Source organism: Psychrobacillus sp. FSL H8-0510 (genome assembly GCF_038008345.1).
Taxonomy (GTDB): Bacteria; Bacillota; Bacilli; order Bacillales_A; family Planococcaceae; genus Psychrobacillus; species Psychrobacillus psychrotolerans.
Window position 1 is genome coordinate 148,059 of sequence record NZ_JBBOYZ010000003.1, and the last position, 26,398, is coordinate 174,456.

The following is a 26,398-nucleotide window of genomic DNA, read 5'->3' on the forward strand; positions in this document are numbered from 1 at the left end:
TATAAATCGAAGATTTTAATTTTCATGGGAGTTTAAGTGAAATGTTTCACAAACTACCAGCACAAATGGTTTCTAATTACCACCTATTTATAGGTCTTTCTATAATTAATTTCATTGTATTTTGATCCATTAGTATAATAAGTTCAACAAAAAGAGCGTTAATTCCTTCATTTCAGAATCAACGGACCTATATATTTCATCCGTTCTCTCAAACCCTTTTCTTTTGGGTCAACTCGTTCAAAACATCAATTTCTTCATATAATCCTTAAATTTGCTCGAATTTCTGCCGTTTTTGCGTTAATCCTTCTTTCCTAGATCCTTAAGAGAAAATAAAAAACAGCCAAAACCCTATCATATAAGGATTTGGACCGATTTAGTTTTTTGCGTTAATTACAATTTTTCCTGTAGCTAACCCACATCTAATTATAAAGCTACCCCATTCTAGTTATGAGTGATGCTGTTTAATAATGCCTCCTATTTATAATAAAAACATTATAATAAAAGAAAACAATATTGAAATAGCCAATATTGTCTTCTTTTTATTCATAGGTTCTTTAAATCCTAGCTTTTTAAATAATTTGATTTACCCCAAAAATGGATAAAGGCAGTATCAAACAAAATAAATCTTGTTTTGTTTGATGCGCCTCCATTTTTGGCATTAAATAGTAATTTTAATTATATCTTTTATATAATATTTTTTGTTTCTTCTGGATATAAAAAACTAATTAAATCTTCGAACATACTTTGTTGATACATAGTTAGAAGGACTTCTTGAATTATACCTTCATATCTAATATTTAAAGTAGATGAAATTATGGTAATTGTTTGATTTAAAGTCGGCAAATCTGTTTCAAACAATTCAAGCGGAAAATCCTTATCTCTCTTTATAGAGTCTTGTTCTTGATGTAAACGGCTTGTTAGATAGGACATAATGTATTCAAGTTTCTTTTTATCCTCTTCAAAAATGCCTAAAGAAAGAAGTTTATGCCAGTATGGGTATTCTAAATTAGGTTCTACTAAGCTAGAGAGACGCTTTAAACTACGTTCTAAAGATAAAACTTTACCCTCTAATTCTTCAATTTTAATGATATATTCTTGCTTTTCATCCAACTTTTTTCACCTCAGTGCATATTCTTAAAGGAAAACACTAATAAGTCCAGTTACACCATCTGCAATAGCATGAGAAACTCCGTGATTCTTCGTATATCCATAAATTAAACTATAGATACCATCTTCTATCCATTCTTCACTAAGCTGACTGTATCTTACTGCGTCATCTAAAACATATGAAATTTCAACTAAATTTGTTTTAAAAACTTTAGCTGTTTTTGCATCAAAATAATCAGTAATAGCTTTTTTAACCCATTTGTTATTAGCACCTGCTTTAAGACCTTTTGATATTCCTTTAATCGCTTCTTCTGCAAAAAACTTTTTAAGACCTAGTGGCTGCATAGTTTCGTCATTTACTTCAACAGTACTATCACTTTGAATATTTTGTAGGTTGTTTGCATTTTCTGTCGTAGGAATTGTATCAATATTTACTTCTGGTGTAGAAGCAAACGCACTTGTTGTAAATCCTAACATCATTACAAAAGATAATACCATAGCTATTACTTTTTTTGAATTAAACATTCTCAAGATCCACCTTTTTTATTATGTAGTAATTTAAAGAACCTTTTTTACTTTATCATACATTTAATCCATTTAAAACCTTTTATGTTTTATTATGTTATATTTAGTTTTATCCAATACACTAAAATCTATAGGGATGACTGTAGACCACAGAAGTAGTTAACCTTGCAGAATTCTTTCCATATAAATATCTTGTTTTGATAAGTTTAAGATTGATCTTCTACTTGAGATTTTGGAATACCCCGCTACCGATCAGGGCGGGAGAAACCTTAATTTTATACTCATCTATTAAATCAAGCTTCATTTAGGTAGTGTGCGAACCTAGGACTGCCGAGGATGACCATTTCCTTGCCTTGCTGCTGTTTGAGGTTCTTGATCTCTTCCTCGACATCTTCTTTCACCAGTCTGGAATTGTTCCATTCGACTTTCTCCAGCCTCTGGAAATAACGATTTTGGCTGTCTTTATTTTCAGTTCTCCATTGTTTATGAGGGATATCTACATTATTATTCGATATTTGGAAGAAAAATCCTTCTTTTACTAAACTGCCTCGTTAGTTGAAATAGAAATATATTTTATATTTCCACTTTACTTGAAGCCATTAACCCAAAACCAATAACGACCAGTGTTTTTTTTGTTGTTTGCGATAAACATTATAATAGGAATAATTAATAATATAAGATATAAAGCGATAAATGTTGATGATTGAAGAATTTTCTTCATCTCAACTATTGTCATACAAATCATTAACGTTCCTAAAAATAAATAAGGAAAAATTAACCCTCTCTGATAAGATTGAAACTTTTCCTCGCCTAAAATAACTCTAGTTTTTTCAGGTAAAAAATAGTCCTTCTTCATTAGGTGGCTAAACCCCATAACTAGCACTGAAATTCCAAGGAATATACCAGTAATTGTTTTACACCCCTTTCATTTGAATAACCAACAGCGTTAATTCAATAACAAAAAACATCATTCTTTCTTATGTAGTCGAGTAGAAGGGAACCTCTCTACCTAACGGTAGATTGTGTTCCACCCCCCTCACAGAACCGTGCTTGCGCTATTTACGCACACGGCTCCTCCAAATCATCCTTCACAAAATGGTGATTCTGCTATCCTCAATAGTTTAGTTTACATTTATTATTTCTACCGCTGTGTGTAGTAAATGTGTCCCTAGTGAGGGTGATCATTTGGTAGCAGCCTTTCCTCCATCGGCATTACCCAACTTCATTGGTACTACGCTGCTATCCGACTCCCTACAACGGCATTTGGTTTCCTCACTTATTATCGCTTGTACACCATACTCTTCTATAAAAAGAAAAGACCGGTAGGGCCTCCCGAGTTGCCGTATCATATCGATGTGTGACGTGCCAAGGTCTCTGACTCCAGAGAGGTTTTATCCTTCTTGCCTTTAACGATGGATAAAATATAGCTTTCTGCCGTGCTTAAAGCATCAGCCCTCTCGATTTACTAACATTATGGAGCTCAATCCCTTCAACCAGTTGGCTTTCGGCCCGCCACCTAACTGTCTACGCTTAAAGGCTAATGTTACTATTAGCCCTCCAAGACTCGCTACGAGTGAATGGCTAGTTCTTTCTCGACGGGAATCCCACCCGCTATATGATACGACCTAGGCTCGGCCGCACAAGCACCCGTTAGTTTAAGTGAAACTCTTCGCATTGTTATAATTCAACGGTCACCTTGTTCTTGAAATTTCTTAAGCCCGCGAACATTGCAACAGCTATACTAATAAGTCCACTTACTAAAGCAATCCAGAATAAAATCCTTCCTCCATTGGTTAGTGAATTAAAAATAAAACCACTAAGTAATAACATAATACAACTTAATAATCCCCAAAATCCTGTAGTCCATTTAGACTTACTTTTTATAAGAAGATAACCAACTACACTCAAAATATAGAATGCACTAACTACCATAATAGCGGGAAATAGTGGGTGAAATTTAGCTGCATAAACAAAATAATCAAGTTGACTAATATCACGACCATTCGTAATCTCAATGTTAAATAATTTGGTAAATGGTATTGAATACCCCCATTCCAAAGAATTATTGGTTATTGTACTACCTTCATACCAAGCTATAAATGTTGATACCACTAAAGTAAAGATTCCAACGATAAATTGCAACACATACTTAAACATTTGCCGTCCTCCTAGTAAACTCTATCTATTACAAAGACGCCTTACATTACTTTCTGCATTATTTGCATAACAAATCAGACTGTTTCTCGTTAGTTTTATTTTGCTAAAGCACCCGTTAGTTGAACAGTTTTTTATATGAAAATATTATAATTCCGCAAATTACAGCTACTCCTAAAAATGTTAATAAGTAAAGAAAAGGAGAACTACCTTTACTAAAAACTACTTCACTTTGAAGTGTCTCTACATTATCCCATGCACTTGCAAAATCTGGTTTATAATTTTTTGTTTTTATATAACCGACTAACATCATACCCATAGAATAGACTACATGAATTACGATTGAACCAATAATTGCTTGAAGAACTAACTTCACTTAGACACCCCCTGTACAACCTCTTATTACCATGATAACCCATATGTCTTATTAAACTAAACTGCTTCGTTAGTTAATAAGAAAAAAGGCTTTACTCCTTCTTGAAGTAAAGCACCCGATAGTTGAATAACATCATTTTGAGGAAACACCTTATAAAAAATAACTACTATAATTAGGTATGCTAATTTTGTTTATTTTTTTGTTTTAGAAATGGTACTACTATCGAAGCTACTACTAATGAAATTAGAGGGAAAATAAAATTCCAAGATGTGAAGCTAATTTCTGAATCAGGATAATAGTATTTAATGTACCAAATTTCATATAGACCATTCAGAAACAATGTTATTAAAGGTGCAATAAATACCTTTTTAACTAGAGCAGATGCTATAACACCTAATCCAATGACTATCAAGGGAACGATGAACAACTGCATCAGAAATGGGTCTATTAATCTCATAATATCCCTCCGTTTAGTAATATATAGCAACAATTATACCGAAACATTATAAGGGAAAACCACCAACAAATTACTCTTGTGGTGTAACTTTACACTTTATAGAGGTTTTTTTCAATTTTCTATCGTTTTATTATTTGATTAATAATCTCCTGTTAAAGGGGGTTCGAACAAATAGGTGACAATTATTATTTCTAATTCTTATTCAACTAACCTTCCGCTTTAGTTCAATAAAAAGTGCTTTGCCCCTTCTTGAAATAAAGCACCCGTTAATTGAAGAAACATATTGAAATTTTTCAATACTACTTAGATTTCTCCTCCGAATATATAAGAGAGGAATACAACAAACAAAACACCCAGCGAAATAGAAATTAACGAAATATATTTAATAAACCCTTTTTCTTTCTTAAAGAAAGCGATAATTCCAAGTGTTATGCCTGTTAAATAGATAGCAAAACCGATGGGTATGGCTATCATAGACCACTTTCCAAAAGTTATATTGATAGGCGGAAAAATCATGTACGCAATAAAAATCCCAACGACAATGAGAATGATTGAGTACTTACTATACTTCATTTCCAATTTTCATATCCCCCTTAGTAAACCCTAGTTCTTTCTCGGCGGGAATCCCACCCGCTATATGATACGACCTAGGCTCGGCCGCACACCTGCTACGTTAGTTCAATAAGAAAAAGCTACCCTTACAGGCAGCCACTTGTTTAACTAAAGCACCCGTTTGTGAAGTACATTTCTTATTTAAGTATTTTGCTTAATCACTTCTTCTACGTAAGTAAGGAGATCACTGTATGGAGAGTTCCCTCTCAAAAATTGCGATACCACATTCAAAGGTAATATCACTATATCCCTCTTTTTAGAATAAAGAACACTCTGTGTTTTGCTATCACTTAACTCTTCATCAAGACTGGGAGAGTAATTACGTACAGAATCAGACTCATACCAGTAAAAGTCTTGATTAATATAATTTTTGATAACCTCACCAATATACGCACCTATTCGAACCACAAAATTATCAAAATGCTTATTTAATAGTTCAGTACCAAAATCCGTATTTATTAATCTTTTTACATACATATCAATATAACGAATGCTCTCAATAGTGAAGTCTAAATTTCTTTTAGTTAGGTTCTCTTTATCCCAGGAATCATCTGATAAATCCCGATACATTAATTTTGCAATGCCTTTTAAATCATCTTTTTTTAATTTTGCTATATTTAAAAAACTAAACATAAGATGCGATTTCTCCTTTATCAATTGTCTACGAGTATAGCTATAATAATTATATCTCTTATTCCGCTAGTCGAGTAGAAGGGAACCTCTCTACCTTACGGTAGATTGTGTTCCTCCCCCCTCACAGAACCGTGCTTGCGCTATTCACGCACACGGCTCCTCCTAGTCATCATTCACAAAATATAGCTAATCTCTTTTCTTAAGTCGTATATATTCACCTTAATTCTTGGTGATGGTAACGGATATTTATGAAGAAAGAGATTGAATTTATCCCAAGTAAAGGATTTTCTTTGACTTCTTCTGTTGAGCCATCTAAACAGTAAATATTGGATTTTGTCTTTAAAGCGGTGAACACTTGGAGTGTTATCCATGATGCAATAGTAGTTGTAGTAACCTATAAGAGAGCGTTTAAATCTATCCATAATCATATGAATACCATTATTTCGGTTGTTCTTTATCCATTCCTTCGATTCCTTTAGTTTACCTTGTAGCTTTTTCCTGCTTGATTTCCATTTCACACGAAAGTATCCAGATTTACTCTTTCCACAATAGTGTGTAAAACCTAGGAAATCAAAGGTGTCAGGTTTTCCATTTCCCTTTAGTTTTGCATCTTTCTCCGCAAATCTCCCGAAGGGAATAATTTTGGTCTTATCCTCTGCTATTTCTAAGTTAAACTTCTGTAATCTCAGCTTCAATGATTGAAAGAACTCCTGAGCTTCGCTCTTATATTGGAAGCAACAAACGCAACAAACAAAATCATCGGCATATCTAACTATGTATGCATGTCCTTTACACTTTCTTCTAACTTCCTTCTCAAACCACAGGTCCAGGACATAATGGAGGTATAGATTGGCAAGTATCGGAGACACTACTCCACCTTGCGGTGTGCCTTTATCTGTCTTGTATTTCTTTCCTTCCTCCATGTATCCAGCTTTAAGAAACCTACCAATAATTCTTAGTAAGTTAGGGTCAGCGATTCGCAGTTTTAAGAACTCCATCATCCATATGTGGTCAACATTGTCAAAGAACCCTTTGATATCTACATCTACTATATAATTTACTGATTTCTTTTCCATATAATAATTTAATATTTTCAAAGCATCGTGGCAGTTACGATTTGGGCGGAACCCAAAAGAACAGTCTAGAAAATCGTTTTCATAGATAGCATTTAATATTTTTGTAATGCCTTTCTGTACAATCTTATCTTCATGTTCCGGTATCCCCAATGGTCTTTTCTTGTTGGAGTTAAGCTTCGGAATATACATTCTCCTTACGGGAACAGGATGATAACTTTTACTTTTAAGCCTACTTACTAAATCCTCTATATTTTCCTCTAGTGTTTCACTGTATTGCTCTTTAGTTGTGCCATTAATCCCAGTAGCCTTCTTATTAGGTAATTCAAGATGACACTGAACTAGAGATTGCTTATTTAGTAAATGGACAATAGATGTAAATTTCATTTTAGGATCAGATTTTGCTAATTCTGCTATCCTTAATAGTTTTGTTTCCATTTAATATTCCTACCTCCGAGTGTAGTAAATGTGTCCCTAGTAAGGGTGATAACTTGGTAGCAGCCTTTCCTCCATCGGCATTACCCAACTTCATTGGTACTACGCTGCTATCCGACTCCCTACAACGGCATTTGGTTTCCTTGCTTATTATCACTTGCACACCATACTCTTCTATTAGAAGAGACCGGTAGGGTCTCCCGAGTTGCCGTATCATATCCATGTGTGACGTGCCAAGGTCTCTGACCCCAGAGAGGTTTTATCCTTCTTGCCTTTATCGAAGAATAAAATGTAGCTTTCTACCGCAGTTAAGGCATCAGCCCTCTCGATTTACTAACATTATGGAGCTCAATCCCTTCAACCATTTGGCTTTCGGCCCGCCACCTAACTGTCTACGCTTAAAGGCTAATGTTACCATTAGCCCTCCAAGACTCGCTACGAGTGAATGGCTAGTTCTTTCTCGACGGGAATCCCACCCGCTATATGATACGACCTAGGCTCGGCCGCACAACTGCTGCTTTAGTTCAATAAAAAAAAGGCTTTACTCCTTCTTGAAGTAAAGCACCCGTAAGTTGAATAAGCACCTTCTCTTTTACTACACATTATGGTCGAAGTGTGCATCAATCATCTTTCTTCCGCTCAATAACTTCTATATCAAATTTAATATTTTCGGAACGTAATTGACCTAACACTTTATTAAAGTTTCTTTGTAAAGTTTCATTTTGATGTAACACATGAGATTCTTCATCTGTTAATGCACTAGCATAGGATTGTGTATTCTTGTTTTTATCCAATCCCTTTGAATGCTTCTTCAGTTCTTCAAACACTTTTTTACCAGTCTCATTTAGTATTTTGTCATTATTCATAAAAAATCGCCCCATTCTATTTACTGCACAATATGTGTCAAATGCGACATAGAACCTCAACGTCTCTTCTTCAACTAAACTGGCCCGTTAGCCATCCATGAAGCGCAAAATCAGCGCTTCACCACAGAGAATGAAAATGTGAAAATCGGGTATAGGATACTACGGCTGGCGAAGAAGGTCGATCAACTATGGTGCCATTGAGCCCATCCGTTAGTCTGACTCCGACGACCAGGGTGCATCACAGACTGTCGCTCCCTTACGAGTAGCACTCATGGGAGATTAATCCTACTCTGGTTATTGCACCAGCCTGCCTTTATTCTTACAAGAATGGAGTTGATTCTTGATTTACCTTTTAACTTAATACTAACATTCTGAAGGCTCAGCCTTTTTTTAAAAAAGCAATTTTTGAGTCTCTTTTGTTATGCAATTTTATAAATTTTGTGCATTTTCTTAATTTTCATGGTAGTTGAATAAGGAATTGTTAACTTTGATGAAAAATTGTTTCATCTGGAATTATACTATTGATTAATACAACATCACTTTTCAATGCATTAGATACAAAGAATTCCGTCCCCCAGTGCCCCGAATGAAACACAGACACCATATCCTTGTCTAAATTAACTGTGAACCACTTGAATTCTCCTAATTTATTTAAATAGTTATTCAATAAATAATGGCCAAACAAATTTTAGCCTAAGTCGGTACAGATGTCGAGAAGCAATTTCCCAGTTCGGCGCACTTATGTTCCTGGGCGGGATTCAAATGCGCCATAAAAACTTCCATTCTCTTCTTCAACTAAAATGAATCGCCGAAATATACTATGAATGCTACTTGATCTGTATAATCACAAAATTCCAAGTTGACACTATCATATAATTCCTTTATTTAAGCCTAATATCTAAGTGTAAAATGCGGAATTTTTATATTCCCAAATTATAACTACTTCTCCGTCCAACCAACTATACCTTTCTTTAACTAAAGTGCTGCGTTAGTGAAATAAGAAAATAAAGCTACATATAAACAATTCCATGTTCTTTACTTAAAAACCCTGTTATTTAAATAAATTCTCTTAATATAAATATTTCAATTTGAAAAAGGCATCCAATCTTCTAAATCTTAATTAACATTCAATAAAAATATTTAACAAAATTATTCCTAAGCATCTCATTCCGTTTTGTTATAAATATACAAAAAACCCACCAACTAATTAAAGTTAGTGGGTTTTATTGGAGGAAAAAAATACTGAAAAAACAGGTAAAATTAAAAACGAATAATAACGTCCATATTCGGGTTAGTTCCACCAACAATAAGCTGGTAACGTATATACGATTTATATTTGGCTAATAAAATACCATGTGCGCTGTCAGGGATAGGGAAAGTACCAATCTCGCTAAAAGAAACACCGTCATTAGATTCCTCAAACATAATAGCTAAAGTTGCTTTATCCTCTATCCCTTCCACGTCTACACGAATGTTACATTGACGAGTTACAGGCATATGGATAGCCTTTCCTGTCTTATTAGCTTTGACACCAACCTCTGTATATTCGTTATTAATATCTCTCATTCCATAAAATAAATCGTTCAACATTTTTATCCACCCTATTCAATTATTATACTAGAAATAACAATGAGAGCATTCGTTAATTTATAAAGTCTATTAACTTAAACATATTCTATTATTTTTCTATTTTTAGAGCTCTTTATTTTGCGTTTTTGCAGAGCCTCTCTAACATCTAACACGATTATTATCCATCTACTTGCTTTGTTTATTCCCCATAGATTACACATTCCGTTGAATACAGGAAACACCGTTTTCTGTTTGTGTTAGTTCATATATAGGGATAAAAAATACGTTTCACTCATTCTATTAAAGAATCTTTTTAATATTATTGTATGTCTAAAATATCGTAGTATTTCCAGTCACCCGACGCATCTTTTTTCAAAAGATAAACGTACGTATTTTCAAGTTCTTCTGTTTGATCGATAATCGACTTTTCATCTTGAATAACTAGTGCTGTTCCGTCCACAATATATTGAACCTCTAGACCTAATGTTTCGTATTTTACGTCAAAATCTTTAAACGTAGATTCAATTTCATTTTTGAGGTTTGCATAGTCAGGGTACTCTTCGCTGTATAGACCAAACATACCCTCAAGATCTTCGGTATTCGCATATTCATTTGCTTTTTTAAAGAACTCAATAATTTCTTTTTCTTGTGCAATAAAGTTCGAATCCTTTTTAATACTTACATGGTAGGCATCGTATAGGTCACTGATAATTACCTCATCTTCAATTACATCTAGTAAGTCGAAGAATTCAGCAACATGTGTCTCTACTGTTCTAAGATCCGCATTTTTAGTAATCATCTCGTCTAGCTCATCTAAGTGCATCTTCGCAGTAATGACATATTTGGCAGATTGAAGAGCCTTTTCACCAGGAGTTTTGTATTGGGAAAGTATTGCACCACGTGTAGACTTACCGTAAACACGATATAATAAAATTGCCTGTTTACGAATCTCGCTCGATAATTCATGGTAACTTCTTTCTGTTACATCTGATGTAGGATTTGCTACATATAGAGAATTAAATTGGTTTGCTTTATCTACAATTTTCTTTCCAGAAGTTATCGCATCAATATACCCCATTGCACGGCTATAATGAATACCAACGTTATCTTCTAGACGTTTTTCTAACTTTACTTTATCCTTAACACTTACGTTAGCAATCTCTTTTTTTGCATTTAAATAAGCAACTTTTGTTAAGTTAAAAATTTTCATGTCTGGATATCTAATTTCTTTTGTAAGCTCATAAGAAATTTGCCATTTTAAAGCTCCTGCGTGTTGTTCTGCTATTTTCACTAAAGATTCTGCTTTAGTGATGGATGCTGCTTCTACATTAGCAAAAGGTGACAATGTACTAGCTGCTACAATTCCAGTCGCTAATACGACAGATAAAAGTTTCTTCATTCATATTCTCCTAAAAAGTTATTAGTCTTATTTAAGTTATCTCTCATAAGCCTTATTAAGAATATGATACTTCGGAATTTTCTTCTAGTTTTATATTATGGTTAGATGTCCATATATTGGTTATTGGTAAAATGTAAACTTACTTTAGTTCCAACAATATTATTAATCATTAGATAAGCTATTCTCGAAAACAAGAAACCGCTAGAGAATGTATTTCTTCTCTAGCGGTTTCATATTGAGCTGGCTGTCTTTTGTAAACTACCTCAAAACTAAACTAACGGAAATGGTTGGAGATTTTTACTATTATTTGATGTGCAACAGATTTCTGCGTCTAGCCAAAGCAATTTTTACAAAGCATGAAATGGATCTCCCTAATGATAATTGCTTTCTATAAAACCCAACAGCTTATCAACATTAATTATCATTGAATATTATTGTCTTCCATCACGCACTTCCTAATATTATCCTTTCACTTTTCAAAGTCTTGTTCAACTAAACTGCTGCTTTAGTTCAATAAAAAAAAGGCTTCACGCCTTCTTGAAGTAAAGCACCCGTTAGTTGAATAAGCACCTTCTCTTTTACTACACATTATGGTCGAACTGTGCATTAGCTTTCTTCATATTCATCATCGTAATCTTGAATGTGGTCAACTCTGTCATCATTCTCTGAATCTCCCATGAAATCCCCAGCTAAGTAATACTGACAAGCTGTGTATTCTCTAACTTCAACACAACCTTTACAATACGGATCACCATCAATTATGAAATGCTCTGTTTCTGGCGGCATGTGTTCAGAACAGTTAAAGCATGTTCTTACTTCTTTTTTAGCCATGTTCAATCTCCTTTCGTACGATAATTTCAGGATTCTAAGTAATTGTTTGTTTCCATTAACATCTGTCCATACTAATACTAAAACGAGGTCAGTGTCTTGAGTAAAATTTTAATTATTTTAGCATTACTTATTGGATACACAGTGTTTATTTATCTTGTTTTTATAAAGGAATACCGCAAATAAGATTTTTTCCTTTTACTTTACCTAAATTATTGAATCTAACGTTTACGCATATTAGATGATTTTATTTTAGCTATCCAACTTTTTAAATAAAAAAACGGAGTGAACACTTTGAACGATAATTGGCTAGTTTTTTTGATATCGATTTTATATTTTGCGATTGTCTTTTTTGCTATTTCTAAAGCAGAAAAGTGAAATAGATTACTTTCATATCATGGTCGTACTGTGGCGTTACATATCGGCAATATCTCTCTTTACAACTTGCTCAGCAGATTCGATATTCTTTAAAATTTCGTTAAGGAGTGCTTCTTCTGACTTTATATCCGCAACTTCTCGAACGGTTGGCTCATACCCTTTGATAGCCATGTCTGCTTTCTTTCTTGCTAACAAATATTCAACAGCATGTTTTTCGATATATAGCTGTTTTAAACTACGTTTAACTGTAAATATAGACATTGTTTATCAACCCCTTATGTCGCTATATGAATCAAAAGTACTAATCGTTTTTCACAATCCTCAACAGTTCTTTTTTGTGGTGTGATACTTCACCTTCCATTCCAATGATAGTCACCGCTCTTTCATATATAGCGATAATTTCACCGATTCTATTTGTGATGTTGTTGTAGGTTGTTTCCACAATATCGCCTTTTTTAAATTCCACTTGATTCACTCCCTCGCTTTATGTGTCATATGCGACATAAAAACTCCGATTTTCTTCTTCAACTAAACTGCCGCTTTAGTTCAATAAGAAAAAAGGCTTTACTCCTTCTTGAAGTAAAGCACCCGTTAGCTGAACAATATTTTTTTAATTTTTGATCTCGATTTTTTTTGCTCCAGCTTGAGAAGGATAAGATTCATTAATACCACCATCAATCCATACATCCACTTTGTGACCTATCTTGAGATTACCGGTATCTTCATAACTTAGGAAGATAAGTGAAATCCTTTCATTATCCAACTCTTGAATTGTTTTATCTTTAAGTGTTTCATATTGTTCTGAAGTAATGCCTTCTGCAACCAGTATTTCTCCTTCACTTACTTCAAGTATATAACCTTCTATCTTAAAACCATCCTCTTTCGGTATGGTTCTATTTTCTGTACATCCAGTTATTAAGAGAATAAAACTCAACAAGATTAAAGTTGTACAAAAAGACCGTAAAAGTTTCATTCTATCCCTCCTACAAATAGTTGTTTTATTAAAAAAACGTTTTCCTTTATTCAACTAACCTGCTGCGTTAGTTCAATAAGATAACAAATTCAATTGTGTTTTTTACTTTCATCATTTTTAAAAGCTTTTATTATTCCTAAGATAACTGCACCAATTAGACCACCTATACTCAAAGTAACAAAATATCCCCAGTCTACTTCTCCGTTTTCCCATAAACTTATAATAAATACACCTATAAGCACACCAATAAACCAACCTATCATAGATTTTATCAAACTTTTAATAGCCATCCCTCCGTTGAGCTAAACTGCTGCGTTAGTTCAATAAGAAATGGAGGAACTCAATTAAATTAAGTTCCTCCGTTACAATGAATATTTACAATTAAATCTATTTCGGCTTACACTCAAAAGAATAACTACTTGTGAGATTATTATGGATTTCTAATTTGACTTCTCCACCATTTTCATAACAGCCAGTGATGAGTAAATTTATTTCTTTAGTATTGAAATAACTATGGGTATGCGTTATAAAAGACACTCCAAATAAAGCCATAATGAAAACCCATAAAAAGCCTTTTAAATCCACCTTTTTAAAGATACTCATTTTCATCCCCTCCTTTATTTCAATTGAACTAACCTATTCTTTTACTTTATTACGTATAAAAGCAATAGAAGTTCAAATTATTTCAAAAAATAAAGTTCCCCTTATTCAACTAAACTGCTACGTTACAATAAGAAAAAAGGCTTTACCCCTTCTTGAAGTAGTCGAGTAGAAGGGAACCTCTCTACCTTACGGTAGATTGTGTTCCACCCCCCTCACAGAACCGTGCTTGCGCTATTTACGCACACGGCTCCTCCAAATCATCATTCACAAAATGGTGATTCTGCTATCCTCAATAGTTTAGTTTACATTTATTATTTCTACCGCTGTGTGTAGTAAATGTGTCCCTAGTGAGGGTGATCATTTGGTAGCAGCCTTTCCTCCATCGGCATTACCCAACTTCATTGGTACTACGCTGCTATCCGACTCCCTACAACGGCAGTTGGTTTCCTTGCTTATTATCGCTTGTACACCATACTCTTCTATAAGAAGAAAAGACCGGTAGGGCCTCCCGAGTAGCCGTATCATATCAATGTGTGACGTGCCAAGGTCTCTGACTCCAGAGAGGTTTTATCCTTCTTGCCTTTAACGATGGATAAAATATAGCTTTCTGCTGTGCTTAAGGCATCAGCCCTCTCGATTTACTAACATTATGGAGTTCAATCCCTTCAACCAGTTGGCTTTCGGCCCGCCACCTAACTGTCTACGCTTAAAGGCGAATGTTACCATTAGCCCTCCAAGACTCGCTACGAGTGAATGGCTAGTTCTTTCTCGACGGGAATCCCACCCGCTATATGATACGACCTAGGCTCGGCCGCACACCTACTTCGTTAGTTCAATATGAAAAATGCTTTACTCCATCTTGAAGTAAAGCACCCGTTAGCCATCCATATAGCGCAAAACCAGCGCTACACCACAGAGAATGAAAATGGGGAAAATGGGTATAGGATACTACGGGTGGCGAAGAAGGTCGATTATTTTATATTTGAGCTTTGAAGAAAGGCTTATGCAACAATCGCGCCCGATTGTTGCATAAGAGTTGCATCAGATCTATACATTTAATTGGTTAGATTAAACTATAAATAATCTCTCCACTTTCCGCATTAATCCCTTTTATAAAAGCACCATTCGTCATCCGAATACGGTAAACAAAGCGCATCTTGTCCTCGCCCCGCTCTGTTTTCCCGTACACCTTGTTCCATTCCAAGTGTACTTTTAAGTCTTTTAGTGATAGTAATTCTTTAAGAGGCTTAATGGCTTTTGATTCAAATATTTCGATACATTCAACCGCTATATTCGGTGTTAAAACCATCAAAATTGCGCCTGTTTTTTTACTAATATTCATATGGAAAAACTCATTTTCAACGAAAAATCCATCCTTCTTCACTATAAATCGGAAAAAGGCGCGGTTTTCCTCTATGTCCTCTACATTTTTCACCTCTAGATATAAATATGGTGTGTACTCCGGGTAGTACGTTTGAATAAACTGTGCAGCAATTATTAAGCATTCTTCTTCAGAAAGCTTCGCCTCACCTTCATTTTCAGTAAACCAAATGAAACTATCCAAGCGCTTTGTACGTTTATCCACTTTTGCTTTTACCCGATTTTCAAATTTACTTTTGATGTAATGATCGTATGATTTCCCCTCAGAATCTTGGCAGCCTTTAGGACGCCAATTAAGCTCTTCATATGCATCATCTAAGCACATACCTAATTCTTCATATTGCTCCCATTCCTCATTGATGCCAACGATCTCTTCAATTTTGACCTTTTTTGGTAACGCTTCTACTTTTGGAAACGGCATATAGTTTAGCTTTGACTCAACGTCGTAATCAAATAATGGTTGCCCTGTCATCGCATCATAAGCCTGCCTTAATAGGTCTGACTCATAGATTGCACATATACCTGACTCTGCAACGGAATCATATTTTTTATTAAAGCTTGCAGCACAAAGTAACCAATCACCTTCGTACAATGTATTTAAAATACGCTCCGGAGGATAAAGCTTCTTTGGTATTTCTGGAGGATTTTCCATATAGCCTGTATAAGTGAAATGAATGACCTCACCTGGATCGGTGACTTCAATAAGACAATAAAAACCGTCTAATGGAAACCCGCTAACAACTTGTCCAAACTTAAAGCTTGTACTCGATTCCTTTTTATTTTTTTCTATTAGTGTATAATACGATATTGCTTCCGGGTATTGTTCACGTAGCTGTCGTTGAGCTATTTCAAGCTTCAATTCTTCAGTAATCGGAGTACCTTCTTTTGTGGGGGGTTTCGTAAAGTCGTCAATTCGCCCTTTGTCATCTAATCGAATAAAAACTCCTTCATCCTTACTTTTCCCTTTCCACATGAACGATGCAATTCCATCCTCATGATAATCCTCAACTTCTAACTCATAGTAAGCAGGAACATTTACATATTGCTGTGCTAAGTCTAATAACTGTTTTTTTAACATGCGTTTCACGTCCTTTTGTTGTAATGGTTGTGGCACTGTTTCCTCTAGCTTTAGGCGGAGCGCTTTTCTGCCGCGGTGCAGATGCATTTTAATCGTGTTGTTCGGCTTCCCTAGCATTTCAGCGATTTCAAAAACTTTAAAATCATAAAAATAATGCAATACAATCGCCATTTGGTAATCTTTTTTTAGGCTTTCAATTGCGTTATGTAACTCGCTGTAATCCTCACTGTTTTCCTGGTCTAGTAACTGAAATTGTTCTATGATTTCTAGCTCTGACAACTCTGTGCGCTTCTTCTTTTTCATTTCAAAAAAGCTTTCCCGAATCAATATTTTGTATAGCCATGTCGCAAAGTATTTCGGTTCCTTCAGCTGAGCCAGTGCACCGAACGCTTTTATGAACGTTTCTTGTACAACATCTTCCGCATCCTGTTTATTTTTCATATATGTATATGCTTTAGCGAGTAATCTAGGCTTATGCATCGTTGTTATGTGCCAGATTGCAATTTCATCGCCAGCAAGTGCTTGTTGTATGTACTGATTCATTGCATTCCCTCCTACTAACTTAGAGTACGATTTTAGTGTAAAGGTTTCATTTCGTGAAATATTTTTAAAGCTCATAATTTTATGGTGAAAATGGACGAGTTCATTAAAAACTAGTTCCCAAGCAGTTCTTAAAATGGACGTTATTAAAATATATGGAACGATAGTTGAATGGCATGACTGGGGTTTTATAAAAAACTTTTCATTTTCATTTTACTAAAAAAGATTGGTTGTTTCGGAAATCGAATCTTCAACTAGTCGAGTAGAAGAGAACCTCTCTACCTTGCGGTAGATTGTGTTCTTCCCCCCTCACAGAACCGTGCTTGCGCTATTCACGCACACGGCTCCTCCAAGTCTTCATTCACAAAATATAGCTAATCTCTTTTCTTAAGTCGTATATATTCACCTTTATTCTTGGTGAAGGTAACGGATATTTATGAAGAAAGAGATTGAATTTATCCCAAGTAAAGGATTTTCTTTGACTTCTTCTGTTGAGCCATTTAAACAGTAAGTATTGGATTTTGTCTTTAAATTGTTGAACACTTGGAGTGTTATCTGTGATGCAATAGTAGTTGTAATAACCTACAAGCGAGCGTTTAAATCTATCCATAATCATATGAATATCATTGTTTCGGTTCTTCTTTATCCATTCCTTCGATTCCTTAAGTTTACCTTGTAGCTTTTTCCTGCTTGATTTCCGTTTCACACGAAAGTATCCAGATTTACTCTTTCCACAGTAGTGTGTAAAACCTAGGAAATCAAAGGTGTCAGGTTTTCCATTTCCCTTTAGTTTTGCATCTTTCTCCGCAAATCTCCCGAAGGGAATAATTTTGGTTTTATCCTCCGCTATTTCTAAGTTAAACTTCTGTAATCTCAGCTTTAATGATTGAAAGAATTCCTGAGCTTCGCTCTTATATTGGAAGCAACAAACAAAGTCATCTGCATAACGAACTATGTATGCTTCTCCTTTACACTGTTTTCTAACTTCCTTCTCAAACCACAGGTCCAGGACATAATGGAGGTATAGATTGGCAAGTATCGGAGATATGACTCCACCTTGCGGTGTGCCTTTATCTGTCTTGTATTTCTTTCCTTCCTCCATGTATCCACCTTTAAGAAACCTACCAATTATTCTTAGTAAGTTAGGGTCAGCAATTCGCAGTTTTAAGAACTCCATCATCCATATGTGGTCAACGTTGTCAAAGAACCCTTTGATATCCATCTACTATATAATTTACTGATTTCTTTTCCATGTAATAATTTAATATTTTCAAAGCATCGTGGCAGTTACGATTTGGGCGGAACCCAAAAGAGCAATCTAGAAAATCATTTTCATAGATGGCATTTAGTATTTTTGTAATGCCTTTCTGTACAATCTTATCTTCATGTTCCGGTATCCCCAATGGTCTTTTCTTGTTGGAGTTAAGCTTCGGAATATACATTCTCCTTACGGGAACAGGATGATAACTTTTACTTTTAAGCCTACTTACTAAATCCTCTATATTTTCCTCTAGTGTTTCACTGTATTGCTCTTTAGTTGTGCCATTAATCCCAGTAGCCTTCTTATTAGGTAATTCAAGATGACACTGAACTAGAGATTGCTTATTTAGTAAATGGACAATAGATGTAAATTTCATTTTAGGATCAGATTTTGCTAATTCTGCTATCCTTAATAGTTTTGTTTCCATTTAATATTCCTACCTCCGAGTGTAGTAAATGTGTCCCTAGTAAGGGTGATAACTTGGTAGCAGCCTTTCCTCCATCGGCATTACCCAACTTCATTGGTACTACGCTGCTATCCGACTCCCTACAACGGCATTTGGTTTCCTTGCTTATTATCACTTGTACACCATACTCTTCTATTAGAAGAGACCGGTAGGGTCTCCCGAGTTGCCGTATCATATCCATGTGTGACGTGCCAAGGTCTCTGACCCCAGAGAGGTTTTATTCTTCTTGCCTTTATCGAAGAATAAAATGTAGCTTTCTACCGCAGTTAAGGCATCAGCCCTCTCGATTTACTAACATTATGGAGCTCAATCCCTTCAACCATTTGGCTTTCGGCCCGCCACCTAACTGTCTACGCTTAAAGGCTAATGTTACCATTAGCCCTCCAAGACTCGCTACGAGTGAATGGCTAGTTCTTTCTCGACGGGAATCCCACCCGCTATATGATACGACCTAGGCTCGGCCGCACAACTGCCGCGTTAGTTTAAGTGAACACTTTCACAATCTTCTATTTATTTTAACATAAATATCCAGTGTCAATGTTTATAGGAAGATCCATTTATATTTTCGTTAACGATTAATTAACCTTTTCCTTTAACAGAGCAAATAAAAAGAGAATCCATTTAGTACTCAAATGGAATCTCTTATCTGTTATTCTGAAATTATGAATAAATTACTTAATACCTCTCTACAGATGTTTTGGATATATCCATCTGTGAAACGGTTAGGACTTACTAATTTGTCATAAGTGCTATCTTGATATCTTTGATAATCCATTAGTTGTTTATAAATCTCATTTCTAATGTCCTCTTCTTTTGCACTAAGTGATTCTTTAAGCTCCTTCACTACAATTAGGTGCCTCTCCATCTCTTCTGCAGATATATCATATCTCGTTTTATTGACAATATCATTATCAACTATTAGATTCTTCAGCTGTTGATCTTGCTTGTCCATTTTCTTCGGTAAGACTAATGCTTGATTAGCATAATCCTGTTCTATTGCACTTTTAACGTATGCTGCTGGATTATTCACTTCCCCTAAATTAATTTTATTCTTCGAATACTCAATATTGCGTTCAATTTGTTCGGTAGAATAATTTTCAACTAATTTACTAATTGCTTTAGGTTTTAAACCGAACTCTTTTAAATTTGGTTCTAATAAATTACTTTCTATATTAATCGGTGTTATTACTTCTTTCCGAGAGTTACGGAAAATATGGAATTCTATTTTATCAACTGCGCGGCCTTTTTTAATTTCATTGAACTCAAAGTAAATATCTGATTCAGCTTTTAATTCTTTCTGTGCTTGCAAAAGAATCCTCTGCTTAAAATTAGAGTACATCGGGTATTGTCCTGGATCTATTCCCATTTTTGTTCTTAGCTCTTGCAAAGAAATAGTTCTAGTCGAGTTTAGGTTTATCCTTGACTTCAACAACTCGTAAATCCGGAGAGAATATATACTCTTCAAATTTGTTATATTAAACAATTTATATGAAGTGAAGTTGCTAGTAAGTGACAATAAATATTTTTCCCAAAAAGGATGGATCTCAATTGTAATAGTTCCCTTAGTAGAATTATATTTCACCATAGAAAACCAGTTAATTTGCACAGCTTCATCCTCAATAGTTATATCTATAGGCTTACTCAAAACGTCCCTTGTCATACTTCGTAGTTCAGTATAAGCCGACTGACCTTTTAGCTCTAGTAACTCTAAAAATTGTTTAATCGGAAAAATATATGTATTGGTAGAGATATCATTTGGTTGAATATTAGAAAAGACAGTTTGAATTAATTTAAACTGTGTTGCAGTTAATTTATATGAAGCTTCAATTAGTAAATTTGATTTTGTAACGGTATTATCTTTATTTATTAACAACTCTACTAAATTTGTTTCTACAGTTTCTACTACATTAGCCATTCAAGCACCGCCTCGTGAATATTAAAAATAGTATAACATAAACAAAAAGAAGTGTTGCATTTAAGTGGAAAACCTTTTTCCTCCCACAAAGACACCAAATCCGTTGCATTTCATAAGTTAATGCAACAGTTCATCGTTCTTTACACCAAATGTGTTGCATTTCGGTTATAAACGGCTCAATCTTGGTGAATATACTTCAAATTGTTTGCATTTCATAAGTCAGGTCCAAGTATTTACTCCAAAATGTGTTGCATTTCACGTATAAACAGCTCAATTATGGTGAATAATACTTATATGAGTTACAATCCATGTGTTAATGCAACTAGTCGTTGTTATTTACACTTAACGTGTTGCATTTCAGGTATAGACAGTTCAATTACAGAAAATAATACTCTTTATGGCTGAATTCCATGTATTAATGCAACAGGTTGTTGTTATTTACACCAAATGTGTTGCATTTCGGGTAAAAACCACTCACTTTTGATGAATAACACACCAAATGCGTTGCATTTAGATCAATTCAACACCATTTCGGTTGCATTTATACCCTATTACACCATTTCCGTTGCATTTCCTCTCCATAACACCATTTCCGCTGCACTTTACACCAATTCCGTTGCGGTTGCTCACCAATTTTGTATGATTAATACACCATTAGCGTTGTAATCTACACCATCAACGTTACACTTCACACTGATTTCGTTGCACTCTACACTGATTCCGTTGCAATATACACCATTTCCGTTGCATTTAATCATTAAAAAGTTAGTAATACCAATGCTTTTCACGTTTCACAAACAATATAAACAAACAAACAATATAAACATATAAAACAATATAAACATATTGTATAAACAACTAAACAGATTAGTAGTCTTATATAAATAAAATTAATTAAATTTCAAATAAAAGTACCAAGTAATATTATCTCTTTCTTTAGTTCTAGATAGGGAACAAAATTTTGCTCTATTCGTTTCTAAAATAAGTTTCTTGTATTCATTAAAAAAATCACCGCTCAGAAAAAAAGAGGGGTGATTTTTATCCTTACATTCCAACTAGATTGTAACTAGACAATGTCCAGTTACATTATAGTTGGTAACTCCAAAATTCAATAACAGCAATGAAATACGGATGTTTCAAAAAACTTTAATTTACATTATAGTTGGTAACCCATCCAATTGTACTTTTAAGGTATTTACATTATAGTTAGTAACCCAATGTTTACCTTAATGTTATTGATTTTTGTTATTACAAATTACTTTGAACGGCTTTCAAAATGAGAAACCTAACAAGAGTACACCTTTATGACTGAATCTCCATTTAATTTTATTGATTAGTCATGATATTTAGGAAAACTATTTTGAGTAGTTTGTGATGCTTCCTCTAAAATCTTTTTTACCCGCAGTATATAATCTAGCGGGGGAAGTTTATCTTCAGTCATAAAAGTATTGATGAATCTCTGAAATAAGAAATTATGTGGAATATGGGAAACATTTTCTTTTGTTTTACTATCAAATGTAGAATGAGCTATAACAGGATGGTAAAATGCTTTGTTTTTAAAAGGTATATTAGAAAATGGGTTATGAAAGACAATTAATCCATCTAATAAATGCTCCACATAATTTTCTTTGAATGTTACTTCATTAATAGGTTGAGTACCAAAATCGTTATATCTAGAATGGCTGACTAAAGTAATTCTTGGATCATCACACATTACCCTCACTTTACCAAACGTTGCTGTATTACTAAAAATAACAGCGCTAATATGAGCAAACTTGGGAGTTGTAAAATATCCTAAAGGTACTTTAGCTCCATTTTTTTTATCTATTTCCTCCATGTATATAACATCCAGTATATCTCTATTTTCATCATCCCAGTCTACTGCTATATATCGATCAAAACCATATAAAACTCTATGTATAGCTTGCATACGTTGCTCATTTGTATAAGGCGAGTCAAAAGGAGTAATTGCTATAATGAACGGTTTTCCTTTAACATGTTCCAACTGACCATACGATTCTTTATATTTGTGAGACTTGCTCATAAAAGCATTAGCAATTCTAATGGTGGCGTTATCAACAATCTTCTCCACTGGCCATTCTTTAAAGATATCTTTAGAAAAATCTTTTTTCCATTCTGGGGTCTCATCCTGTGCGTGACTAGCAATAGTTGCCTCTACATTAAAACCATCTTCACCTTCAATAACAAAATCTGGACGATTATAGGACATATTTACATTTAATTTAAGTTCCTTGCTCACTGCAAAAAGGTATAGCTCCCAAAACGATGAGTTAAAAGTTGTTTGAAACTCTTTAACAAATTTATGGTCACGATCTTCAAATCCTTCTGCCCAATCTTTTATAAATTCTCTAGCATAAGATAATTTTTCATTATAAATACTAAGGAAATTTGGATGTAATTTATCTTCAGGATATTGAGGAACAAATAATAAATCACTAACTTTTTCCATTTATAACCCACCTTTAATAAAAGAAGCTTAGATGTTACTACTTATATTACTACTTATTATACTATTTCTAATCCAAGTATGAGTACTAACATTCTTTTTAACATTCTTTTTTATGCTATTAACACTTAAATAGCGTTGGTTTTCTACACAATGGTATTAAAAAATTTAATCTCCACAACTTTTCCTTATTTCTTCTATATTATATATTAGTACACAAGGAAGGAGCATCCTCCTCATTGGAGCGACCATATGAGTAAATACTAATAACATTATCATAGGTGGTTTATAGTTTGTGAATGAATCGATAACACTCATTTCTTTAATGAGCACAACAATCAAATTTATCTTATTACTTTTCTTGAACTTGGGAATTGGTGCAATTGGCTTTATACCAAGTATCTTTGTTACTGCTATCAATATAAACTCCTTGGGTTTAGCGCTTGGTGTCATTCTTACATTTACTGGAGAAATTTTTGGTGCAATTATTGGTTTTCACATGTATCGGTGGGGCTTCTCTAAAATTAATCCTGGATGGCTAAGTCATACAATTATTAAAACTATAAAAAATAGTTCTCCCATGCATGTGTTCACACTAATTATTCTATTTCGAATTCTACCATTTGTTCCATCAGGGATAGTTACCGCAGGTGCTTCTTTAACAACTATTCCCGGATGGATTTTTATGACTGCAAGTTCAATCGGGAAAGTACCTGCAGTTGTCATTGAAGTAGCAATAGTCTTTGGGGTTCTTCAAAAAATTTCAATGAATTATTTATACGCGGTTATGATCTTGTTCTCGGTTGTATTTACAACTTTTTGGATTAAAAAGAAATGGTAAACCACTGGTCATAGTTAATGGCAAAATAAGATATTTACTGATATTTACTACACAACTAGTTTTCCACTTTAGGTTTTTATAGTTAGTCTCTATTAACAAGATGGCTCTACCCCATGGTGAATATTAATAAAATAGCTATTATTACTATTTATATTAGATTTAATAAAGAGGTAAATAAATGAAAGAAAATAAATTCAATAATCTAGATATAATAATTTACTTGGTAATTATTTTGTTTATGATTGTAAGCTGTACCTTCATATATAGCGCACAAAAATACTTGCCGTATGATGATAATTTTGCGTTAAAACAAGCAATATGGGTCCTATTCGGTATGATCATTTCAGCAATTGTATATTTTTTTGATTTTGAACAAATAAAAAAATTATCCCTATATTTATATATATTTGGTAACTTAATTCTGGCTTTGCTTATTATATCTCCAGAAACAATAGCACCTAATATTAAAGGAATAAAAGCTTGGTTTTTAATTCCGGGATTTGGTTCTATTCAACCTTCAGAATTCATGAAAATCTTTTTAATTCTTTACTTAGCAAGAGTAATATCTAATCATAACGTGAAATATCCAATAAGATTTTTAAAGTTAGACTTTTTTCTGTTATTTAAAATTGTTGGTATAACTCTAATTCCGTTAATCCTAGTAGCTGTTCAGCCCGATTTAGGGACTGGTATGGTTATGGTTTCTATTATGGTAGGTATGATACTCATATCAGGTATTAATATGAGAATAATATTATCTGTTTTTATAACTGTAATTATATCTTTAGGATTATTTGCATTGGCGTTTTTATACAGACCGAACTTATTATTGTATGTAATGGACCGGTATCAAATAGATAGGATAAATTCTTGGTTGGATCCATTTGCGGATACTTTGGGAACAAGCTATCAATTAAGTCTATCTATAACTTCAATAGGTTCAGGTATGTTAACTGGGAAGGGATACGGTAATGGCGTTGTTGCAGTACCTGAGGCACATTCTGACTTTATTTTTACAACCATTTCGGAGGAGTTTGGTTTTATTGGTTCTGCAGGAATAATTTTTATGTATTACATTATAATATACAGAATTTTCAGGATAGCGTATAAAAATAAAGGTGAGTATGAAACTCTAATTGCTGCTGGAGTTATTTCTATGATCTTATTTCATGTTTTTGAAAATATTGGAATGGTGATAGGGCTCGTTCCTATTACTGGGATTCCCCTTCCATTGTTTAGTTATGGAGGAAGTTCTGTTCTGGCTACTATCTTTGCACTAAGTATAGTCATAAACATATCACTTAACACGAAAGACTACATGTTCGGCGGTGATGATGATTAATATACCAAAAAATAGAATAATATTACTTGGCTTTCTATGTAATCTCCTCATCCTAATAATAGGAATTCTAGCAGCTATTTATTTCTATTATTTTTAACTGCAATTCTTTTTGCGATATTTTAAATTTAAAACGCTAATATAAGGAGAACAATTAACTCTCAAAAGCTAGCTATTCTCATGATAGAATAATTGAAAAACATTTGGTTAAAACAAAGTGGTATTTTATTAGTCTTTCCATACTATCATTTACCCAATAGACAACCCGAAATTTTTTCTAATTCAAGAGACTTTTATATAGGAGTGTTCGATTGTTAGAATGGATAGCAATCCTAACAATGCAGTGGTCAATTGTTAAGTGTTTTGGGAACTCTTATTATTATTTAGATATAAACTATCAAGTATGCCTGTAGCAAGAAAATTCTACCAAGCATTTTATCCTAGCCATTTACTGCTAGTTTGAATATTATCTTATTTATTATGAGGTGCAATTCATTGCAGGAAAAATCTGCTGAGTCTCTTCATTTAATTAAAGATAATTTATTATGCAACCTACATTGAAAAGGTGGACGGTTTCCTTTTCTCTTCACAAATAATTTAAGGCTACCGCTAAAGCCATGTGGTTTGACTTTTTGCAGTAGCCTTATTATATTTTAGTATTCTTCGTAAATTTTCTTACGCACTCATTTGACGACATGCTTCAGCACATTTGCGGCATGACTCAGCACAGCTTTGGCAATGGTCATGTTCGTGTTTAGCACACTCTTCTCCACAGCGTTCACAAATTTCTGCACAAAGTTGGCATATTTCTTTCACAAAAGGACTGTTCGAAGTCATCGCTTGTATCGCAAAGGCACAAGCATCTGCACAAGCGCGATCTAATCGTATACAATCGACCATCATCTTAACATCGCCTTCTCTTAAACAAGCATCAAAACATGTGTTACAAGCCTTTAGACATTCCATACAAGCTTTAAGACATTCTTCATATTTCTGATTCATGAAATACCTCCTAGATATTAATATTGCAATCAGTATTAATGTTCCCATAAGGTGTTAGTTCAAACAGAGAAATGAGAACTCCTTAGAAAATCCTTATTTTTGTAACTCGTATGTAATTCTA

Annotated in this window: 27 protein-coding genes; 3 read left to right on the forward strand and 24 right to left on the reverse strand. The window is 34.0% G+C overall.

The annotated features are described in order from the left end of the window. Nucleotides 1–684: 684 nt before the first annotated feature. The 22 genes from MHI40_RS22860 to MHI40_RS22965 form a co-directional block, all read right to left on the reverse strand. Entirely contained in the window at nt 685–1,110 is a 426-nt protein-coding gene (locus MHI40_RS22860; RefSeq protein WP_340765916.1) for a hypothetical protein, read from the reverse strand. 24 nt (nt 1,111–1,134) lie between these two features. Next, entirely contained in the window at nt 1,135–1,632 is a 498-nt protein-coding gene (locus MHI40_RS22865; RefSeq protein ID WP_340765917.1) for a hypothetical protein, read from the reverse strand. 586 nt (nt 1,633–2,218) lie between these two features. Further along, nucleotides 2,219–2,488, reverse strand: coding sequence for a hypothetical protein (locus MHI40_RS22870; RefSeq protein WP_340765919.1), 270 nt, complete (start codon nt 2,486–2,488; stop codon nt 2,219–2,221). Between the two features lie 821 nt (nt 2,489–3,309). Then, entirely contained in the window at nt 3,310–3,789 is a 480-nt protein-coding gene (locus MHI40_RS22875) for a YjdJ family protein (RefSeq protein ID WP_340765921.1), read from the reverse strand. A gap of 115 nt (nt 3,790–3,904) precedes the next feature. After that, a complete protein-coding gene (locus MHI40_RS22880) occupies nt 3,905–4,162 on the reverse strand; it encodes a hypothetical protein (protein WP_340765922.1) in 258 nt (85 codons plus the stop codon). Nucleotides 4,163–4,343: 181 nt separating this feature from the next. Further along, nucleotides 4,344–4,619: a DUF2651 family protein gene (locus MHI40_RS22885; RefSeq protein WP_340765923.1), complete on the reverse strand. Its 276-nt coding sequence runs from the start codon at nt 4,617–4,619 to the stop codon at nt 4,344–4,346. 303 nt (nt 4,620–4,922) lie between these two features. Further along, nucleotides 4,923–5,198: a hypothetical protein gene (locus tag MHI40_RS22890; protein ID WP_340765925.1), complete on the reverse strand. Its 276-nt coding sequence runs from the start codon at nt 5,196–5,198 to the stop codon at nt 4,923–4,925. Nucleotides 5,199–5,372: 174 nt separating this feature from the next. Next, nucleotides 5,373–5,864, reverse strand: coding sequence for a hypothetical protein (locus MHI40_RS22895; protein WP_340765927.1), 492 nt, complete (start codon nt 5,862–5,864; stop codon nt 5,373–5,375). Nucleotides 5,865–6,037: 173 nt separating this feature from the next. Next, nucleotides 6,038–7,375 (reverse strand): group II intron reverse transcriptase/maturase, encoded by a 1,338-nt coding sequence (ltrA, locus tag MHI40_RS22900; protein ID WP_340765929.1) that lies wholly within the window; start codon nt 7,373–7,375, stop codon nt 6,038–6,040. A 617-nt stretch (nt 7,376–7,992) separates the two neighbouring features. Beyond that, nucleotides 7,993–8,238 carry a hypothetical protein gene (locus MHI40_RS22905; protein WP_340765931.1) on the reverse strand — a complete coding sequence of 82 codons (246 nt, stop codon included), beginning with the start codon at nt 8,236–8,238 and terminating at the stop codon, nt 7,993–7,995. Nucleotides 8,239–9,498: 1,260 nt separating this feature from the next. Next, nucleotides 9,499–9,828: a hypothetical protein gene (locus tag MHI40_RS22910; protein ID WP_340765933.1), complete on the reverse strand. Its 330-nt coding sequence runs from the start codon at nt 9,826–9,828 to the stop codon at nt 9,499–9,501. Between the two features lie 298 nt (nt 9,829–10,126). Continuing rightward, nucleotides 10,127–11,206: a hypothetical protein gene (locus tag MHI40_RS22915; RefSeq protein WP_340765935.1), complete on the reverse strand. Its 1,080-nt coding sequence runs from the start codon at nt 11,204–11,206 to the stop codon at nt 10,127–10,129. 606 nt (nt 11,207–11,812) lie between these two features. After that, nucleotides 11,813–12,037 (reverse strand): hypothetical protein, encoded by a 225-nt coding sequence (locus MHI40_RS22920; RefSeq protein ID WP_340765937.1) that lies wholly within the window; start codon nt 12,035–12,037, stop codon nt 11,813–11,815. Between the two features lie 411 nt (nt 12,038–12,448). Further along, nucleotides 12,449–12,673, reverse strand: a complete 225-nt coding sequence (locus MHI40_RS22925) for a hypothetical protein (protein ID WP_340765939.1) — start codon at nt 12,671–12,673, stop codon at nt 12,449–12,451. Nucleotides 12,674–12,713: 40 nt separating this feature from the next. Beyond that, complete coding sequence (locus MHI40_RS22930) at nt 12,714–12,878, reverse strand: hypothetical protein (protein ID WP_340765941.1); 165 nt, start codon at nt 12,876–12,878, stop codon at nt 12,714–12,716. Nucleotides 12,879–13,022: 144 nt separating this feature from the next. Next, nucleotides 13,023–13,385 (reverse strand): YobA family protein, encoded by a 363-nt coding sequence (locus MHI40_RS22935; RefSeq protein WP_340765942.1) that lies wholly within the window; start codon nt 13,383–13,385, stop codon nt 13,023–13,025. Nucleotides 13,386–13,474: 89 nt separating this feature from the next. Then, nucleotides 13,475–13,648, reverse strand: coding sequence for a hypothetical protein (locus tag MHI40_RS22940; RefSeq protein WP_340765944.1), 174 nt, complete (start codon nt 13,646–13,648; stop codon nt 13,475–13,477). Between the two features lie 124 nt (nt 13,649–13,772). Continuing rightward, nucleotides 13,773–13,988: a hypothetical protein gene (locus tag MHI40_RS22945; protein WP_093496720.1), complete on the reverse strand. Its 216-nt coding sequence runs from the start codon at nt 13,986–13,988 to the stop codon at nt 13,773–13,775. A gap of 1,063 nt (nt 13,989–15,051) precedes the next feature. After that, nucleotides 15,052–16,989: a sigma-70 family RNA polymerase sigma factor gene (locus tag MHI40_RS22950; RefSeq protein WP_340765951.1), complete on the reverse strand. Its 1,938-nt coding sequence runs from the start codon at nt 16,987–16,989 to the stop codon at nt 15,052–15,054. Nucleotides 16,990–17,347: 358 nt separating this feature from the next. Beyond that, nucleotides 17,348–18,208, reverse strand: coding sequence for a reverse transcriptase domain-containing protein (locus tag MHI40_RS22955; protein WP_340765953.1), 861 nt, complete (start codon nt 18,206–18,208; stop codon nt 17,348–17,350). Beyond that, nucleotides 18,186–18,674 carry a reverse transcriptase domain-containing protein gene (locus tag MHI40_RS22960; protein WP_340765956.1) on the reverse strand — a complete coding sequence of 163 codons (489 nt, stop codon included), beginning with the start codon at nt 18,672–18,674 and terminating at the stop codon, nt 18,186–18,188. The genes MHI40_RS22955 and MHI40_RS22960 overlap by 23 nt, the downstream gene beginning before the upstream one ends. Before the next feature lie 688 nt (nt 18,675–19,362). Beyond that, the gene (locus tag MHI40_RS22965) at nt 19,363–20,628 is read right to left on the reverse strand and encodes a replication initiation protein (RefSeq protein WP_340765958.1); all 1,266 of its coding nucleotides are present in this window, start codon (nt 20,626–20,628) and stop codon (nt 19,363–19,365) included. A gap of 483 nt (nt 20,629–21,111) precedes the next feature. Between MHI40_RS22965 and MHI40_RS22970 the strand changes: the two genes are divergently transcribed. Then, nucleotides 21,112–21,294 (forward strand): hypothetical protein, encoded by a 183-nt coding sequence (locus MHI40_RS22970; protein WP_340765959.1) that lies wholly within the window; start codon nt 21,112–21,114, stop codon nt 21,292–21,294. Between the two features lie 667 nt (nt 21,295–21,961). On the opposite strand, the gene MHI40_RS22975 is transcribed toward MHI40_RS22970, so the two are convergent. Then, nucleotides 21,962–23,098, reverse strand: coding sequence for a hypothetical protein (locus MHI40_RS22975; RefSeq protein WP_340765961.1), 1,137 nt, complete (start codon nt 23,096–23,098; stop codon nt 21,962–21,964). A 292-nt stretch (nt 23,099–23,390) separates the two neighbouring features. Between MHI40_RS22975 and MHI40_RS22980 the strand changes: the two genes are divergently transcribed. After that, nucleotides 23,391–23,936 (forward strand): TVP38/TMEM64 family protein, encoded by a 546-nt coding sequence (locus tag MHI40_RS22980; RefSeq protein ID WP_340765964.1) that lies wholly within the window; start codon nt 23,391–23,393, stop codon nt 23,934–23,936. Nucleotides 23,937–24,114: 178 nt separating this feature from the next. Then, the gene (locus MHI40_RS22985) at nt 24,115–25,278 is read left to right on the forward strand and encodes an FtsW/RodA/SpoVE family cell cycle protein (protein ID WP_340765966.1); all 1,164 of its coding nucleotides are present in this window, start codon (nt 24,115–24,117) and stop codon (nt 25,276–25,278) included. A gap of 672 nt (nt 25,279–25,950) precedes the next feature. On the opposite strand, the gene MHI40_RS22990 is transcribed toward MHI40_RS22985, so the two are convergent. Then, nucleotides 25,951–26,277, reverse strand: coding sequence for a four-helix bundle copper-binding protein (locus tag MHI40_RS22990; RefSeq protein WP_277587601.1), 327 nt, complete (start codon nt 26,275–26,277; stop codon nt 25,951–25,953). Between the last annotated feature and the right edge of the window lie 121 nt (nt 26,278–26,398).